Below are 16,465 nucleotides of genomic sequence, written 5' to 3' on the forward strand. Positions count from 1 at the left end.
AAAAGTCGCTGATTCTACCACAGGAAATCTATTTGTTTGGTTAATGGGCATTCGCTACAATACGCATATTTCAATTCACCAAGGATTTCGTCGTGCGCCGTTTTCTCATAGCCCTGAGCGCTTCGCTCTCCCTTTTTGCCGCCCCCAAAGACCTCTCTTCGTTCAACGCCAAATTCGTCCAGACGATCACCGACGACAACGGCAAAACGATCCGTTACAGCGGCGAGCTGTGGGCCGCAAAGCCTCAAAACGCCCTCTGGGTCTACCATAAACCGATTCGTAAAAGCGTTTACGTCAACGCCCAGAAAGTCACCGTCATCGAACCCGCCATCGAGCAGGTGACGCTGCGGACGCTTGACAACGAAATCGATTTTCTCGCCATCGTCCAAAAAGCCCAACCGCTCGGTGAGGGTCGCTATGCCGCAACACTCAAAGGGCAAAAGTATACCGTTACGTTCAAAAACGACGTTCTCGCTTCAATCAGCTATATCGACGGTTTCGACAACAACGTCGTGATTTTGTTCAACGATCAAAAGCAGAACAAACCGATCGAACCATCCCGCTTCAAACCGCTCGTTCCCGCCGATTACGATATACTCAAGGGTTAATGGTGATGACACGAAGCGCTTACCGCTTCGCGTCCCGTTTTCCCCGTCTCACACTGAAACGTCGTGTGGGCGATCCCGATCTCTTCGAGCGCATGCCCCAGATCGTGTACAATTTCGGATACTTCGCTCAGCTTCAAATCATCATGAAAATTGAGCCGTGCTTCGAGAAATACGCTCTCGTCGTCAAGCTGCCATAGATGAATATGGTGGATGCTCTCGATCGAGGGGAACCGCTCTACCGTCTCCATTACCGCATCGACCGAGACGTCTGAGGGGGCAAACTGCATCAGCATTCCCGTCGAAGCGCGGACGATGGAAAAGGAAGAACGGATCAGATACACCGAAATGAGCAGCGAGAGGATCGGATCGATCCAGTACCACCCGTAAAGATAGATCAGCGCTCCGCCCGCAAGAACGGCGAACGACGTCATCAAGTCGCCCATCAGGTGCAGGTACGCCGAACGGATATTGATATTTCGGTCCGCATCGCGGTGAAGCAGCCATGCCGAGAGGCCGTTGACGACGATACCCAAAGCGGCCAGCACCATCACCCACGTCGATGCGACCGGCTGCGGCTCGATCAGGCGGTTGAACGCTTCGACGATCAGGTATACCGAAACGGCGATCAGCACCGAAGCGTTGAAAAGCGCCGCCAGAATTTCGGCCCGCTTGAACCCGAAGGTCTGACGCAGGTTCTGAGGACGGTGCGACAGACGGTGGGCGTAATAACTGATGACGAGGCTCATCACATCGCTGAAATTGTGCAACGCGTCGCTGAGCAACGCCAGGGATCCCGAAAAAACCCCTCCGATAAACTGCGCAACCGTGATTACCAGGTTCAAAACGACACTAAAGAGGAGTTTGCCTCCGCTGATTTCTCCGTGATGATGATGGTGGTGGTGGTGTTCCATGAAAAATACCCGAAAATAAAATTGAGAAAGTTTATCATAAATAGCAAGCGGTGTTCCGCCGATTTGCGTTCTAATATGCCGATAAAATCTCTCTTTTAGCTTCGGCACACGATAATAGTCGCCACAAAACCACCCATAAAGTACAAAAATGAAACAATTCCCCCTCCTGCTCGCTCTCCTGGCTGCCGCACCTTTTGGTTACGCGTCGGATTATTCCCTCTCGCTCAGCGTCGACACGACCCGTTTCGATTACGCCGAAACCTCTCGCTCGGGAAGTCTTCTGGATACCGAAACGAGCGATTTCGGGGAGATCGTGGGGGTCAGCATGCGTTATGAACCGCGCATGAACGGTTTTTACCTCGGCATGAGCTACGCGGAAGGGGACACCGACTACATCGGCGGAACAACTGCCAATCCGACATACGGATCGCACCGCACTACGACGCACAACCGTCTGTACCAATACGACGCCGGTTATCAGATGACCGCGCGCATCGATCGCGACAACACCGTCCCTTTCCGCCTGGGGATAGGATATCGCGGATGGCTCCGGCAGATCGGAAGCACCGCGACGGTATACGGTTACGACGAACTCTACGAATGGGGGTATTTCAATATCGGAGCAGGATGGCACACGGCTTTATCCCCGACGTTTACGATGGGGATCGACGCCGACTACCGCAAAGCGTTCAACGCCGAAATGTACGAAAACTGGCACGGTTATACCTACCGTCTCAAAAACGTCTACGGCTATAAAATCGGGGTCCCGCTTGAATGGACGGTCGATAACCGCCTTGGGCTCTTTCTGCTCTACAATTACGAATACTGGAATATCGGCGCTTCGGACAACGTCGGAGGGTACTACGAACCCGACAGCGAAACAAAGAATCAGACCGTATCAGCAGGGGTCAGGTTCCGGTTTTAAGCCGATTATTTAAGCGGCTGTAGAACAAAAAAGCAATATCGCTGCTCCACCCCGCCGGGGGTGACATGCGTTTGCCCGATAACATCGATGAGTGCGAAGCAGCCCTGAATCACCGCTTTCATCCGCTCTTCATCGTACTGTCGCACGGGCAATGCGCTGCAACTGTCGGGACCGTCTACCGCGAATGTCCCGATGATGGCATATCCCTCAGGCTTAAGGGCATCGTACATTTTTCGGACATACGCCTGCTGTTCCTCTTCTTTTTGCAGGAAATGAAATGCCGCGCGGTCATGCCATACGTCGAAGCTTTTTTCCGAAGTAAATGTACACACATCCCCGACACAATAGTGTGGAATATCCGCAGACGCACCGAGCCGTTGTTTAACTATCTCCAGCGCACTTGATGAGATATCAAGGAGTGTAATATCCCGATATCCCGAATCGATCAGACGGTCTGAGAGCGACGAAGCTCCGCATCCGACATCGATGAATACGTCTTTTGGGGTTGAGCCTATTTTTTGCAGCAGCGAGAGAGAAATCGAGGGCTCTTGTTGATACCACCCTACTTTGCTTATATCCTTCGTCGTATAAACGTTTTCCCAGTGGCGCTGCTTGACGTTTCCGTCCCCTTTGGTCGCATCGTCAGGCTTTGTCATAATAGTGCCAGATTTTACGCATTGAGATGAAGCCATGGTGATCCTAAGGGTAAAAAAGTTTGCTATTTTACTGCATAATGTCTTCTTATACAGCATCAGAAGATAATTTCAAATCTGCTATAATCAACACAATTATTTTATGTTACGGAGCATGAATGTCTTACGCGAGCATCATTATGGAAACATTCTCGATGCACGTAATAAATTTCAAAGCTTGTTTGCGTGATAATTCTCTCAACATACCCCTCCCACCTCTACACAAAGTGCCAACGGAGGGGTTTTCTGCATGAATGACTTACAATCCAAACTTCAAAATCTAAAAAATCAAACAAACGGTTACACCAAATCTCCAAAAACTTTTGAAGAGCAACTCGATCATTTAAAAAATAAAAACCTCATCATCACCAATGAAGCCTATACCCTCAAAAAACTATCTCATATCAACTATTACAGATTAAGTGCCTATTTCCTGCCATTACAACATACAAAAACATCTGTGTTGGAAGGGATTTTTTTAGACGATGTACGATTTGAAGATATTTTGGAACTCTTTTTTTTTGATGCAGAGCTTCGTAAAATCGTCTTTAAAGCAATCGAATCCATTGAAGTCTATTTCAGAACACAAATAGCCTATCATCATTCACTCGCTTATGGAGCATTCGGCTATCTTGATCCTGCAAATTTCAAAACATCCCCTGAATTTTTCGACAAAGTTATGCAGAGTATTCGAGAAGAAACAGGGCGTTCAAGTGAAACCTTTATCTCCCATTTCAGGGACAAATACGGTACTACCGATCTTCCTATCTGGGCAATGGTCGAAGTGGTTTCGATGAGCACCCTCTCTAAAATCTATGCGATACTCAAAACCTCAGAACAACAGGCGGTAATATCGTCACTCAACGGTGTCAGTAAAGACCTTTTTCACAACTGGTTCCACGCCCTGACCGTCATCCGCAACATCTGCGCCCACCACAGCCGTCTGTGGAACAAGACACTGGGCGTCAGTTTCGAAAAACCGCGCAAGATCAAAGCCTTTCATCCGTAGCAAGGAGACAAGATTTTCTTTGCCCTCAGCGTCATCGCATTTATCCTCGATGCCATCGGCGAAGAGAGTGATTTCAAAAGCAATATTACAGCACTGATGGCAGCTCATCCTAAAATCAATATCAAAGCGATGGGATTTATGGATAGATGGGAAAAGATGGCAGTTTGGGAATGACGATCAATACGGAGATTTATTTATGAAAAAAATACTTAATGAAGCAAAAGCTGATGCTATTGCTGTCTACAAAGCACTTGATATTGCAAGTGGTGGGAATCTTTCCCTCATAAAACAAAGCATAGCGCAATCATTCCAAGGATTTTTAGAAGCAAAATTCAATAGTCTTGTTTTGGATGTACTATCGAATGATATAAGTGAAGATGAGCTTATGGAGTTTATTCATTCTCAATCCGATGGTAATAAAAAGTTCATTTCAAATCTCATTTTAAAAAACATGAACGCCGACAATCGAATTACCACTTTTTTGCTGGCAAAACTTTGGGTTCAAAAAATGAGAAATGGCTCGCTCAATTACTATGAATCATCACTTTTTGCAAATATTAATACATTAACAGCACATGATTATGAAGTTTTTTATGATTCATTTCTAAATATTTCTTTGTACCAAAACAAAGAAAATATGTTCCAAACAACAACTTTACCTGAAAATGGACACTACATTACATCACTCAATAAATTTAAAAGTATAGGAATAATTGCTGATATTGGCGCATTTGATGGTGGTTCTATAATCGAAGAAAATAATTTGAAAATAAGTTTTCTAAAAACCCCTTTTTCAGATATCTTTTTCGGATATCTTCAGGAGTTTTTTGAAAGCAATTAAATCAATCCTATCAACGCCACCAGCAACACCGGAGGCGTAATCACCAACCCTACTTTCATGTATTCGCCCCAACCGATCTTAACCCCTTTTTGCGCCAAAACGTGGAGCCAAAGAAGGGTCGCGAGCGATCCGATCGGAGTCATTTTAGGCCCGAGGTTACATCCGATGATGTTGGCATACGCCAGTGCGCTGTTCCCCGCCTCCGCAATCGCGATGTCCATAATCATAACGGTCGGCATGTTGTTCATCACCGAGCTGAGGATGGCGGATAAAAAACCCGTCCCGATCACGGCGTAGACATTCCCCATACTCTGAAGCTCCGTAATCACCCCTGCGAGATAGGTCGTTAATCCGCCGTTTTTGAGGCCATAGACGACGACATAAAGCCCGATACTGAACCACACGACCTGCCACGGTGCCGCTTTGATCGTCATGATCGGTTTGGTCGCTTTGAAGTACGTCGCGATGGCGAGGAATACCAGCGCCCCGCCGAGCGCAAACACCGAAACGGGGAGATGATACGCATCCCCGATAAAATATCCTACCATGAGCAATCCCAAGAACCACCAGCTGAGGCGGAACATCGTCATGTTTTTAATCGCACTCTCAGGGGTGGCGAGGTTTTCGACGTCGATGTGAGTGGGAATATCCTTGCGGAAAAAGAGCCACAGAACGACGATCGAGGCGATAATGCTCAGGAGATTCGGGAGGAACATCGTCCGCGCGTATTCCCAAAAGCCGATGTCAAAATACCCTGCCGTCACAATGTTGGTGAGGTTGGAGATGACGAGCGGATTGGAGGCGCTGTCGCCGATAAATCCCCCCGCCATCAAAAACGCGAACATCGCGACGGGGTTCATCTTGAGGTACTTCATCTTCGCCAGAATGATCGGGGTGAGGATCAGCGCCGCCCCGTCATTGGCGAAAAAGGCCGATACGAGGGCGCCGAGGATCATCATATAGACAAACATCAAATGGCCGTTGCCACGGGAAAGACGTGCCATTTTCAACGCCGCCCATTCGAAAAAGCCGATCTCATCGAGTACCATCGAGAGCAGGATAATCCCAATAAATGCCAGCGTCGCGTCCCAGACGATTCCCGTCACCGTCCACACGTCGCCGAGGCTGACGACACCGAGGCTAACCGCCGCGACAGCGCCGACCGTCGCCGTCGTCCCGATCTGAAGCCCACGCGGCTGCCAGATGATAAAGATTAATGTGCCTAAAAACAGAGCGATCGCCAATGCCATTTTGGACTCCGATGGAAAAATTACGAAATTGTATCACAATATCAATATATCTTGATATATTATTTTTATTTCGTTACACTGTCACCAATCGGAGGTACTTATGGACGTATTTTTAGAAACCGTATCGGCACTGAACGACGAAACACGTGTCAAATTACTGGCATTTCTGGATACTCACGGGCCGCTGTGCGTCTGCGACCTGCAGGAGAGCTTTGGCATGATCCAGTCGCGCCTCTCTCGCCACCTCAAAATCCTCAAAGACGGGGGATTTTTACGGGTCGATCGGTGCGGTACGTGGGCCTATTACTCCATCCGAAGTCCCCTGGATCGCTTCCGCAGCGAAGCGCTGGCCGAAATCCGCTGTCTGGGGATCGATCTTCCCCCACTTGTCAAACTATCACAAACCGGAGAATGTACCCTATGAAAAACGTCCTTATCCTCTGCACCGGCAACAGCTGCCGCTCCATCATGGCCGAAGCGCTCATCAACGCCAAAATGGGAGATCGTTACCGTGCCTACAGTTCCGGCGTTCGCGCCAGCGGCCGAGTCAATCCCAACGCCCAAAAGCTCCTCACCGAAAAAGGGATCTGGCGAGACGAATACCATTCCAAAACCCTTGACACGATGATGGGTAAAGAATACGATCTAATCGTCACCGTTTGCGACCATGCCCACGAAACATGCCCGATGTTCCCCCGTCCCGTACCGAAAATCCACGTCGGTTTCGAAGACCCCGACGGAAAAGGCTACGAAGCGTTCGAAGAGACCTACCGAGAGATCGAATCGTCCCTTTTGCCCGCAATCGACGGGTTTTTCAACCCAATCGAAAAGGCCGTCTCCGCTACCGCTGAGGGAGTCAAAATCAACTTTACGGGAGGCATTGCCAAAAACACCGTCTTTACAATGGTCCAGAACTGCCAGAACGGCCAATGCGATTGTATGAGCGACGAAACGAAAGCGAAAATCGCCTCGATGGAAGTAGGCGGAGAAGACGGAAACGTCGAGTTGACACTCGGCGGGCAAATCACCAAAGAAGAAGTCGAAGCCGCGCTGGCAAAATCGAAAGTGCTCCCCGGATGCGGGTGCTGATCGGATGAGTCATCCGGTAAACGATCACGAACAGATCATTAAACCTAATCCGCTCAATAAAAACATCGTCGGCCTCGGGGCCAACAGTTTTTTTACCGATTTTTCGACCGAGATGATCCTGCCGTTGCTGCCCATCTTTCTGGAGCGGTTCCTGCACGCGACGAAAACGCAAATCGGCCTGATCGAGGGGCTTGCCGAGCTCTCCGTCGCCCTCCTTATCGCCCTATCGGGGTTCTACTCCGACCGCCTCGGGCGGCGCAAGGGGATCGTTGTCTTCGGATACGGCCTCTCCAATCTCATCAAACCCCTCGCTTTCTTCGCCCAAAGCGCCACGATGATCGCCACGATCCGGATCGGCGACCGTCTGGCCAAAGGGATCCGTGTCGCCCCGCGCGACGCGCTCATCAGCGCCTCTACCCCAAACGGCACGAGCGGCTTCGTATTCGGTTTTCACAAAATGATGGACGGCGCGGGGGCGCTGGCGGGTTCGTTGGCCACCTTCGCCCTTTTGTGGGCGCTGGGAGAGAGCGAAGAGACGTTTCGCACGATCTTTGCCCTCAGCCTCATCCCGGGGCTTATCTCGATGGCGATACTGGTGTTCGTCATCACCGATGCCCCCTTCACCCCGGCTCCGGCCAAACGGTTTCGTCCCGATGCCCTGCCCGCAGCGTTTTACACCCTTGTCTTTTTCCAGACCCTTTTTAGCCTCTTTGCGATGAACTATTCGTTCATGATCCTCAAGGCGGGCGACAACGGCGTGGCGCTGGCGATGATCCCGCTCGCCTACGCCCTTTATAACCTGACGCAGGCGTTTTTCGCGATCCCCATCGGCCGTCTGGCCGATCGCTTCGGCAAAGCGACGCTGCTGGCCTTCGTCTATCTCGCATTCGGCCTGGGGGCGATGGCGATGGCCTGGGGAGGAGTATGGGGTGCGTGGATCGGGTTCGGAATCTACGGCTTTTTCGCCGGGGGGTTCAACGCGCTGGCCAAGGCGATCATCTCCGACACGGCGCCGCAGGAGCTCAAAGCGACCGCTTACGGCGTTTATTACACCTCAGTCGGGCTCGCTACGCTCGCATCGCTTGTAATGGCGGGGTGGCTCTGGGACACATTCGGCAGCACAACCCCCTTTTGGATCGCCGGAGGTTCGGCCCTGGCGCTTGCCGCGATTTTGTACGCATCACGCGGACGCTTTTCGCTCACTGCGGACTAATCAGCGAAATTTAACGCCCTCGTAGCGGTCATACACCCATTCGGCGACGGCCTGACGCTCTTTTTCACTCAGTTTCCCCTTGAGCGAAGGCATGATCCCGAATTTTTCGATCGCCATCGGATGGCACATGCTGTACTGGATGTCGGGGTTTTCGATGTAGTCTTTGATGAACGCGATAATCACGCGGCGTTTGACGTCATCGTCCTCGTCGGCGATTTGGACGTTTTCTTTGAGGCGGTGGGATACTTCCACCATCGGGGGAGCTTTGAGGGTATGGAGGTTACGGATCACCTCTTTTTTTTCCATCATTTCGACGTGGCACGAGGCGCAGTGTTTTTGATAGAGGGCATATCCTTCGCCGCCCCACGCGACGAGGGCCGAAGCGGCCAGTGAGAACGCAATTTTCATCCGGTTCCTTTTTTATCGGGAATGGTAGCGGTTTTGGAGATACAAGGAATTGACGTAAATCAATGTCCCCCCATCACCTTCTCGATTTCGGCGGGTTTATCGTGGATGCCGAAGCGGTCGATGATCGTTTTGGTCGCTTCGTTCTGCCCGACTACCTCGACCTCCTTGCCCATCTTGCGCAGCTTGATCACCGCTTTATCAAGGGCATGGACGGCCGAAATATCCCAGAAGTGGGCGCGCGTGACGTCGATGATGACGTGTTTGACCGCTTCGCGGTAATCAAACGCATCGGCGAAACGCTCGGCCGAGTTGAAAAACACCTGCCCGACGAATTTGTAGACGCGGGTAGAGCTGGTCTCCTCGAACGATTTTTCCCAGTAAAGAAAATGGCTGATCTTGTTCGCAAAAAAGAGCGACGCCAGCAGCACCCCGGTGAAGACCCCCAGCGCGAGGTTGTGGGTCCAGACCACGACGATGACGGTCGAGAGCATCACGACGTTCGTGGAGAACGGAAGGGTCTTCAGACCTTTGATCGAGCCCCAGTTGAACGTCCCGATCGAGACCATGATCATCACCGCCACGAGCGCCGCCATCGGGATGATGGAGATCAGGTCACTCATGAAAACGACCATGATGAGCAGCAGCACCCCGGCGATCAGGGTCGAGAGGCGTCCCCGGCCGCCCGATTTGATGTTGATGACCGACTGCCCGATCATCGCGCATCCGGCCATACCGCCCATGCACCCGCTGGCGATGTTGGCGACCCCCTGCCCTTTTGCCTCGCGATTTTTGTCGCTGTCGGTGTCGGTCATGTCATCGACGATCGTCGCCGTCATGAACGATTCGAGCAGCCCCACCGCCGCCAGCGCCGCGGAATAGGGGAAAATGATCGCGAGGGTCTCGAGACTGAGCGGCACTTCGGGCCACAGAAAAATGGGGAGGGTGTCGGGGAGCTGCCCCATGTCCCCGACGGTACGCACATCGAGGCCCAGATAGACGGCGACGGCGGTCAATACGACGATCGTCACCAGCGGCGAGGGGATCAGTTGACCGAGTGTGGGAACATACGGGAACAGGTAGATGATCGCCAGCCCCGCCGCGGTCAGGGCGTAGACATGCCACGTGACGTTGGTGAGTTCGGGAAGCTGCGCCATGAAGATCAGAATCGCCAGCGCGTTCACGAACCCGATCACGACGGTGCGGGAGACGAAGCTCATCAGCATTCCCAGCTTCAGATACCCCGCCAGGATCTGCAAAACTCCCGTAAGGATCGTCGCGGCCAGCAGATACTGCAGCCCGTGTTCTTTGACCAGCGTCACCATCAAGAGAGCCATCGCCCCAGTGGCGGCCGAGATCATCCCGGCACGACCGCCAACGAACGCGATCACCGTCGCGATACAAAACGAGGCGTAGAGCCCCACCTTCGGATCGACCCCCGCGATGATCGAAAAGGCGATCGATTCGGGGATGAGCGCCAGGGCGACGACGATCCCGGCGAGGATATCGGCGCGGATATTGCCGAACCACTCCTCTTTTTTTGACAACAAAAGCATCATTTTCCTTTGTTCCAATACTTTCTCAACCCAATTAACATTCAGGAAGCTTTGCAGATGAAAGACGCAGTGAGAAGACGGAGATTTCACGCCATTTTAGCAGCCGTTGGATAAAGACGCGTTAAAAATAGCGGTAAACCCTGCGACTCATGCCCCCCTCAGCCGCCGAGTGATACAATTACGCACCATGCAAACCATACCGATTGAAACGTTTTTAGAAACGCTTGACACCTACGATCTCGTGATCGATGCCCGCAGTCCGCGCGAATACCACGAATCCCATGTTCCGGGTGCCCGCAATTTTTACGCCCTGAGCGACGAGGAACACCGGATCGTCGGAACCCTCTACAAACAGGTCTCAGCGTTCGAGGCACGGGTGCAGGGGGCCTCGTACGTCTGTGTCAACGCCTCGAACCATATCAAGGAACTCTATCCCGCGTTCACCCCGAATTCCAAGATCGCCATCTACTGCGCCCGGGGAGGGATGCGTTCCTCTTCCCTTTCGACCATTTTTTCGAGTATCGGCTACCGTATCGACCGCATCAAAGGGGGCTACAAACAATACCGCCGATACGTGGTCGACTATCTCGATGCCCTCCCCCCGATCCGCTTCATCACCCTCTCGGGACATACGGGATGCGGCAAAAGCGAACTCCTCGGAGGCCTCGAAAACGTCCTCGACCTCGAAAAAATGGCCAACCATTACGGCTCGGTTTTCGGTGACGTCGGGGGGTGCCAGCCCAGCCAAAAAGAGTTTCAAAACCGTCTCGTGCACGGTTACCGCGCCCTCGATCCCCGCAGACGCGCTTTTGTCGAGTCCGAGAGCAAACGGATCGGCCGGCTCACCCTCTCGGCCGCGATTCACGATCAGATGATGCACGGGTTCCGCGTCGAAATCACCGCTCCGCTGGATCAGCGGGTCAAGCGGATCATGCGGATGTACGACCGGATGGACGGGGCTTTTTTCCGTGAACGGATGGAGCGTATCTCCCCGTATATCAGCCGTGAGGACAAAGCGGCCGCATTGTGCGCGTTCGACAACGGCGATCTGCCCCGCGTCGCTGAAATACTCCTCGTGCACTATTACGACAAAGTCTACAAAAGATCCCACAAACCCGATCTCACGCTTCACAACGACGATCCGGCGCAAACCGTTCGGACCCTTGCCGAACTGCAGCGCGAACTGGACAGTCGCGCATGATGAACACCGACGCCAAACTGACCAAATACGTCCGCGCCTCGGGATGTGCGGCCAAACTCTCTCCCGGCTCGCTCGGCGACGTCACCTGCCGTCTCGTGTCGTTTCACAAAGACCTTCTTGTCGGATTCGAAGGGAACGAAGACGCGGGGGTATTCCGGATCGACGATACAAACGCGATAGTGCAGACGCTTGATTTCATCACCCCCGTCGTCGACGACCCGTTCGTCTACGGCCAGATCGCGGCGGCCAATTCGCTCAGCGACGTCTTCGCGATGGGAGGCGATCCCAAAACGGCCCTCAACATCGTCGGGTTCGACGGCAAGAACCACACGACCGAGATCCTGAGCGAGATCCTTCGGGGCGGCCAGAGCAAGGTCGCCGAGTGCGGCGCGGTGATCGTCGGGGGGCACACGATCGAAACCCCCGAAATGATCTACGGCCTCTCGTGTACGGGATTCGTCCACCCACAGCGGATCTTGCGCAACAACGCCGCCCGGGAGGGGGACCTGATCGTCCTGACCAAACCGCTGGGAGTGGGAATCCTCGTCACCGCGATCAAAGCCGATCTTCTCGATGCCGCCGCCGCGATGCGGGTCGCCGAATCGATGCGCACCCTTAACTACAAAGCTTCCCTCATCGCACGCGAATGCGACGCGCATGCTTGCACCGACGTTACGGGGTTCGGATTTTTGGGGCACCTGTACGAGATGTGCACCCCCTCCACCTCGATCGAGGTGGAGAGTTCATCCGTCCCCTTTTTCCCCGAAGCGCTTCCGATGGCGTCGATGGGAATCATCCCCGCGGGGAGCTACGCGAACCAAGAGTACCTCGGTTCCAAGGTCCGTTTTACACGCGACATCGGCGCGGACCGTGAAATGCTCCTCTTCGATGCCCAAACCTCCGGGGGGCTGCTGATCGGGGCAAGCCCCGAAAATGCGCGCGCCATCACCCGGCGGTGCCGTGACGAAGGGATCGACGCCGCCATCGTCGCGCAGGTGGTCGCCAGACGCGATGCCGATATTTTCGTAGGATAGACCATGACCCGACGTACCTTCATCACCCATACCGCTGCCATCGGCACCCTCTGGATCACCCCATCCTTCGGCGACGAGACCTCCTCCGCGTCTGCAGGATACGCCCTCTATGATATCCTCTGGAGCTTCGACCTCTCCCGCCACACCGGCGAAACTTCCCTGTGGATCCCGCTCCCCTCCGACATCGGCGGATTCCAGAACGTCCTCAAAACGGGATGGCGCACCGACGCGGCGGAGTGTTTTGAAAGTGCCCGAAACCGTGACGCGGCACGAACCCTCTTCGCACACTGGGAGAAAAACGCCCCCGCCAAAACGCTCGAACTGCGCTTGAGTATTGCGCTGCGGGACCGTCGCTGTGATTTCCGTCCCCGGCGGATCTGTCCCGAAGCCGCCCGGGCGGCCCGAGCCTTTCTCTCCCCATCGGCGCATATTCCGACCGACGGAGCCGTCGCCCGCATCGCCACCGCCATCGTCGGGCGTGAAAAAGACCCCCTCAAAAAGGCTCGCCGCATCTACGACTGGATCGTTGCAAACAGTTACCGCGACGAAAGCGTACGCGGCTGCGGCACGGGGAGCCCGAATGCAATGCTCGCCGAACTCGAAAAAAACGGCCGCATGGGGGGAAAATGCCTCGACATGTCGGCCCTGTGCGTCGCGCTGATGCGTGCATCGGGGATCCCCGCCCGCGAGGTGACCGGGATCCGGGTGGGGCCCTCACGCCTCTCCGGCGCATTCGGTGCCGGAGAAGAGATCACCAAAGCCCAGCACTGCAAGGTGGAGTTTTTCACCCCTTCCCACGGGTGGATCCCCTGCGATCCCGCCGACATCACCAAACTCGTCCTCAAAGAGGGGATCGAGAAAACCTCCCCCCGTGCACGCGAACTCTCGAACCTATTTTTCGGCTTCTGGGAGAACAACTGGATGGCCCTCAACCACGCCCGCGATTTCGATCTCTATCCGGCCAATTCGCAGGGGAACCTCGATTCTTTCGGCTACCCTTATGCCGAAGTTGAGGGGGAATACCTCGATCCCTTCGACCCTGCCGCCTACCGCTACGCGATCCGATCGCTCAAAGGACTCATGTGATCCTTGACTGCCGCGACATGGAGTGCCCCCGCCCGGTGCTGGAAACCAAAAAAGCGCTCGATTCCCTCCCTGAAGACGCAACGCTGACCGTCGAGGTCAATACCCTCTCGGGGCGGGAAAACTGTAAACGTTTCGCCCTCTCTCAACACTGCACCTATACGGAAGAGGATCTCGGCAACGGTGCGACCCGCCTCGTCATTCTCAAAGGAAAAGGCTACGTCGAAAAGCCCGGGGAGGAGAACCCCCTGGATGCCATGATCGTCCAGGAGCGGCGCAGCGCGGTCCTGGTCCTCTCCGGCGCTTTCGTCACGGCGCTCCTTTCTGCCTCGTGCTGCCTCGTTCCGACGCTCTTCATCCTCTTCGGCGTCTCGTTTGCGGGAGTCATCAACGTCGCCGCGCTCGAGCCGTACCGATGGATTTTCACCCTTGCGGCCGTGGGGATGCTCTCGTTCGGCTTTTACCGCATGGTGATCCGCAAGCAGATCGAATGCGACTGCGAACCCAGTCTGGCTTCCAGGGCGCTCAAAACGCTCTTTTGGCTGTTGTTCCTCCTGACCCTCGCCGTATTGTTCTATCCCTACTACGAAGGATGGCTATGGCAAGAGTGATCCTCATTCTCTCGCTGTTCGCCGTTTTCGTCGGTGCACGCGAATGGACGCTGCGAATCACGGGGATGCACTGCATCGCCTGCACCCTTGCCGTCAAAAAGGCACTGATGGGGATCCCCGGGGTCCGCAGTGCAAAAGTCTCGTTCAAAAACGAAACCGCCCTTGTCGACGCACAGGAAAACGTCACCCTCGAGACGATGCAAAACGCCGTAGCGCGAACCGGATACACCATCACCTCTGCCGCTTCGAAATAACGTTTCAGCGCAAAAAAGTGCTACACTACGCGCATCGATTTTCACAAGGACTCTTTTTTCATGTTGCGCTCTATCCACGACTCGCTGGAGCCGAAACTTATCACCCTCTTCAAACGACAGGGGTACAACCGCTCCGATTTTGTCGCCGACGCGATTGCGGGGCTCTCTGTTGCCATCGTCGCCCTCCCGCTGGCCATGGCGATCGCGATCGCTTCGAACCTTCCCCCCGAGAGAGGCCTATTTACCGCCATCGTCGCCGGTTTTTTGATCTCGGCCCACGGCGGCAGCCGCTACCAGATCGGCGGCCCCACGGCAGCTTTCATCGTCACCGTCGCCACCGTCGCGATGAAACACGGCTACGAGGGGCTGGTACTCGCAACCATCATGGCGGGGGGTACCCTTGCGCTGATGGCTTTTTTACGGGCCGGAGAACTGATCAAATTCATCCCCTATCCCGTCATCGTAGGATTTACTTCGGGGATCGCCCTTCTCATCGCTTTTTCGCAGATCCGCGATTTTTTCGGTCTGCACGTCGACACCGTACCACCCGATTTCATCGACAAACTCACCCTCTATCTTGCCCATCTGCACGAAACCAACCTCGCGGCGGTACTCCTTGCGACGGCATCGATCGGCGTGATTCTTCTTGCCAAGCGTTATACTCCCCGCATCCCCGGTCCCATCCTCGTCGTCATCCTCTCGGCCTCGGCTGTCTGGGCGCTGAACATCCCCGTCGAAACGATCGAAAGCCGGTTCGGTTCGATCCCCTCGATGCTGCCAAGCCCCGTATGGCCCGACATCACCTTTGAAAAGCTCCGGTTGCTCCTCCCCGATGCGATCACGATCGCGACGCTTGCGGCCATCGAATCGCTTCTCTCGGCCGTCGTCGCCGACGGAATGACCGGTACGCGTCACAAACCCAATGCCGAGCTCCTTGGACAGGGGGTGGCCAACGTCGCATCGGGGATCTTCGGCGGCCTCCCCGCCACGGGAGCAATCGCCCGTACCGCGACCAATATCAAAGCGGGGGCCAAAAGCCCGGTTGCGGGAATGATGCACGCGGTATGGCTTTTTGCGTTCATGCTGCTGCTCGCCCCGCTGATCGTGAAGGTTCCCCTTGCGGCCCTCGCCGCGATCCTCATGGTCGTCGCATGGAACATGTCCGAGATCAAACACGTCCGGGAGATCATGAAAGCCCCGAAAGCCGATCGGATCGTCCTGATCACCACCTTTGCGCTGACGGTACTCGTCGATCTGAATTTCGCGATCCAGGCTGGAATCGCCCTCGCATCGATTCTGTTCATCGATTCGATGATGAAATCGACCCAGATCAAAGCAGTCCGGAACGAGGAGGACGACCCCGATTCCACGGCCAACAAAACGATCCCCCCCGGCGTCGAAGTCTATGAAATCGACGGCCCTCTTTTCTTCGGCGTCGCCGAAAAACTGGTCGATACCCTGCTGCTGTTCGAAAAGCCGCCGAAAGTGTTCATCCTCCGGATGCGCCACGTCCCCCTTATCGATGCGGCGGGACTGCATGCGCTCGAAGTGGTTCAGGAGCGGCTCAGCCACCACGGCACCCGACTTATCCTCTCTGGGGTCAACCCGCAGGTAAGACGGTTCATCGCCCTCTCGGATTTGAACGTCAAAATCGGTTCTGAAAACATCGTCGACCATATCGACAAGGCCATCCTCAGAGCCTCCGTCTTTCTGATGCCCAAAGAGGGCTGATACCGATTCTTCTCGGGCACGCCGGCGCTGCGACGTAATCGCAGGGACTCCC

Annotated in this window: 17 protein-coding genes and 1 pseudogene; 13 read left to right on the top strand and 5 right to left on the bottom strand. The window is 54.4% G+C overall.

The genetic code is table 11. The annotated features are described in order from the left end of the window. Window positions 1-92 precede the first annotated feature (92 nt). Window positions 93-608, top strand: a complete 516-nt coding sequence (lolA, locus tag AB1763_09065; protein MEW5832973.1) for a LolA-like outer membrane lipoprotein chaperone — start codon at window positions 93-95, stop codon at window positions 606-608. Here the strand turns inward: lolA and AB1763_09070 are convergent. Then, window positions 605-1,519 carry a cation diffusion facilitator family transporter gene (locus AB1763_09070; GenBank protein ID MEW5832974.1) on the bottom strand — a complete coding sequence of 305 codons (915 nt, stop codon included), beginning with the start codon at window positions 1,517-1,519 and terminating at the stop codon, window positions 605-607. The genes lolA and AB1763_09070 overlap by 4 nt on opposite strands. 148 nt (window positions 1,520-1,667) lie before the next feature. Here AB1763_09070 and AB1763_09075 point away from each other — a divergent pair, with 148 nt between their 5' ends. After that, on the top strand, window positions 1,668-2,444 hold the full coding sequence (locus AB1763_09075; GenBank protein MEW5832975.1) for a hypothetical protein: 777 nt from the start codon (window positions 1,668-1,670) through the stop codon (window positions 2,442-2,444). 5 nt (window positions 2,445-2,449) lie between these two features. Here the strand turns inward: AB1763_09075 and AB1763_09080 are convergent, their stop codons facing one another. After that, a complete protein-coding gene (locus AB1763_09080) occupies window positions 2,450-3,100 on the bottom strand; it encodes a class I SAM-dependent methyltransferase (protein MEW5832976.1) in 651 nt (216 codons plus the stop codon). 286 nt (window positions 3,101-3,386) lie between these two features. Here AB1763_09080 and AB1763_09085 point away from each other — a divergent pair, with 286 nt between their 5' ends. Together AB1763_09085 and AB1763_09090 are read left to right on the top strand one after the other, a co-directional pair. Continuing rightward, window positions 3,387-4,145 carry an Abi family protein gene (locus AB1763_09085; protein MEW5832977.1) on the top strand — a complete coding sequence of 253 codons (759 nt, stop codon included), beginning with the start codon at window positions 3,387-3,389 and terminating at the stop codon, window positions 4,143-4,145. 196 nt (window positions 4,146-4,341) lie between these two features. Beyond that, window positions 4,342-4,986, top strand: coding sequence for a hypothetical protein (locus AB1763_09090; GenBank protein ID MEW5832978.1), 645 nt, complete (start codon window positions 4,342-4,344; stop codon window positions 4,984-4,986). Here AB1763_09090 and AB1763_09095 read toward each other — a convergent pair. Further along, complete coding sequence (locus AB1763_09095) at window positions 4,983-6,236, bottom strand: arsenic transporter (protein ID MEW5832979.1); 1,254 nt, start codon at window positions 6,234-6,236, stop codon at window positions 4,983-4,985. The two genes, AB1763_09090 and AB1763_09095, sit on opposite strands and share 4 nt — an antisense overlap. Before the next feature lie 100 nt (window positions 6,237-6,336). Here AB1763_09095 and AB1763_09100 point away from each other — a divergent pair, with 100 nt between their 5' ends. From AB1763_09100 to AB1763_09110, 3 genes and pseudogenes are all read left to right on the top strand, one after another. Then, the gene (locus AB1763_09100) at window positions 6,337-6,660 is read left to right on the top strand and encodes a metalloregulator ArsR/SmtB family transcription factor (GenBank protein ID MEW5832980.1); all 324 of its coding nucleotides are present in this window, start codon (window positions 6,337-6,339) and stop codon (window positions 6,658-6,660) included. Then, window positions 6,657-7,034 (top strand): annotated as a pseudogene (locus tag AB1763_09105) (arsenate reductase ArsC). Before AB1763_09100 ends, AB1763_09105 begins: the two are co-directional and overlap by 4 nt. Before the next feature lie 295 nt (window positions 7,035-7,329). Continuing rightward, window positions 7,330-8,538, top strand: coding sequence for an MFS transporter (locus tag AB1763_09110; protein ID MEW5832981.1), 1,209 nt, complete (start codon window positions 7,330-7,332; stop codon window positions 8,536-8,538). Here the strand turns inward: AB1763_09110 and AB1763_09115 are convergent, their stop codons facing one another. Beyond that, window positions 8,539-8,946 (bottom strand): cytochrome c, encoded by a 408-nt coding sequence (locus tag AB1763_09115; GenBank protein ID MEW5832982.1) that lies wholly within the window; start codon window positions 8,944-8,946, stop codon window positions 8,539-8,541. A gap of 59 nt (window positions 8,947-9,005) precedes the next feature. Next, complete coding sequence (locus AB1763_09120; GenBank protein ID MEW5832983.1) at window positions 9,006-10,499, bottom strand: SulP family inorganic anion transporter; 1,494 nt, start codon at window positions 10,497-10,499, stop codon at window positions 9,006-9,008. A gap of 187 nt (window positions 10,500-10,686) precedes the next feature. Here AB1763_09120 and mnmH point away from each other — a divergent pair, with 187 nt between their 5' ends. The 6 genes from mnmH to sulP are packed head-to-tail and all read left to right on the top strand — an operon-like array spanning window position 10,687 to window position 16,413. After that, a complete protein-coding gene (gene mnmH / locus AB1763_09125) occupies window positions 10,687-11,700 on the top strand; it encodes a tRNA 2-selenouridine(34) synthase MnmH (protein MEW5832984.1) in 1,014 nt (337 codons plus the stop codon). Next, the gene (selD, locus tag AB1763_09130) at window positions 11,700-12,734 is read left to right on the top strand and encodes a selenide, water dikinase SelD (protein ID MEW5832985.1); all 1,035 of its coding nucleotides are present in this window, start codon (window positions 11,700-11,702) and stop codon (window positions 12,732-12,734) included. The genes mnmH and selD overlap by 1 nt, the downstream gene beginning before the upstream one ends. Window positions 12,735-12,737: 3 nt before the next feature. Then, complete coding sequence (locus AB1763_09135; GenBank protein MEW5832986.1) at window positions 12,738-13,820, top strand: transglutaminase domain-containing protein; 1,083 nt, start codon at window positions 12,738-12,740, stop codon at window positions 13,818-13,820. Further along, window positions 13,817-14,428 (top strand): mercuric transporter MerT family protein, encoded by a 612-nt coding sequence (locus tag AB1763_09140; protein MEW5832987.1) that lies wholly within the window; start codon window positions 13,817-13,819, stop codon window positions 14,426-14,428. Before AB1763_09135 ends, AB1763_09140 begins: the two co-directional genes overlap by 4 nt. Next, complete coding sequence (locus AB1763_09145; protein MEW5832988.1) at window positions 14,416-14,682, top strand: heavy metal-associated domain-containing protein; 267 nt, start codon at window positions 14,416-14,418, stop codon at window positions 14,680-14,682. Before AB1763_09140 ends, AB1763_09145 begins: the two co-directional genes overlap by 13 nt. Before the next feature lie 60 nt (window positions 14,683-14,742). Beyond that, window positions 14,743-16,413: a sulfate permease gene (gene sulP, locus AB1763_09150; protein MEW5832989.1), complete on the top strand. Its 1,671-nt coding sequence runs from the start codon at window positions 14,743-14,745 to the stop codon at window positions 16,411-16,413. Window positions 16,414-16,465: the final 52 nt, after the last annotated feature.

Source organism: Campylobacterota bacterium (genome assembly GCA_040752835.1).
Classification (GTDB): Bacteria; Campylobacterota; Campylobacteria; order Campylobacterales; family Sulfurimonadaceae; genus Sulfuricurvum.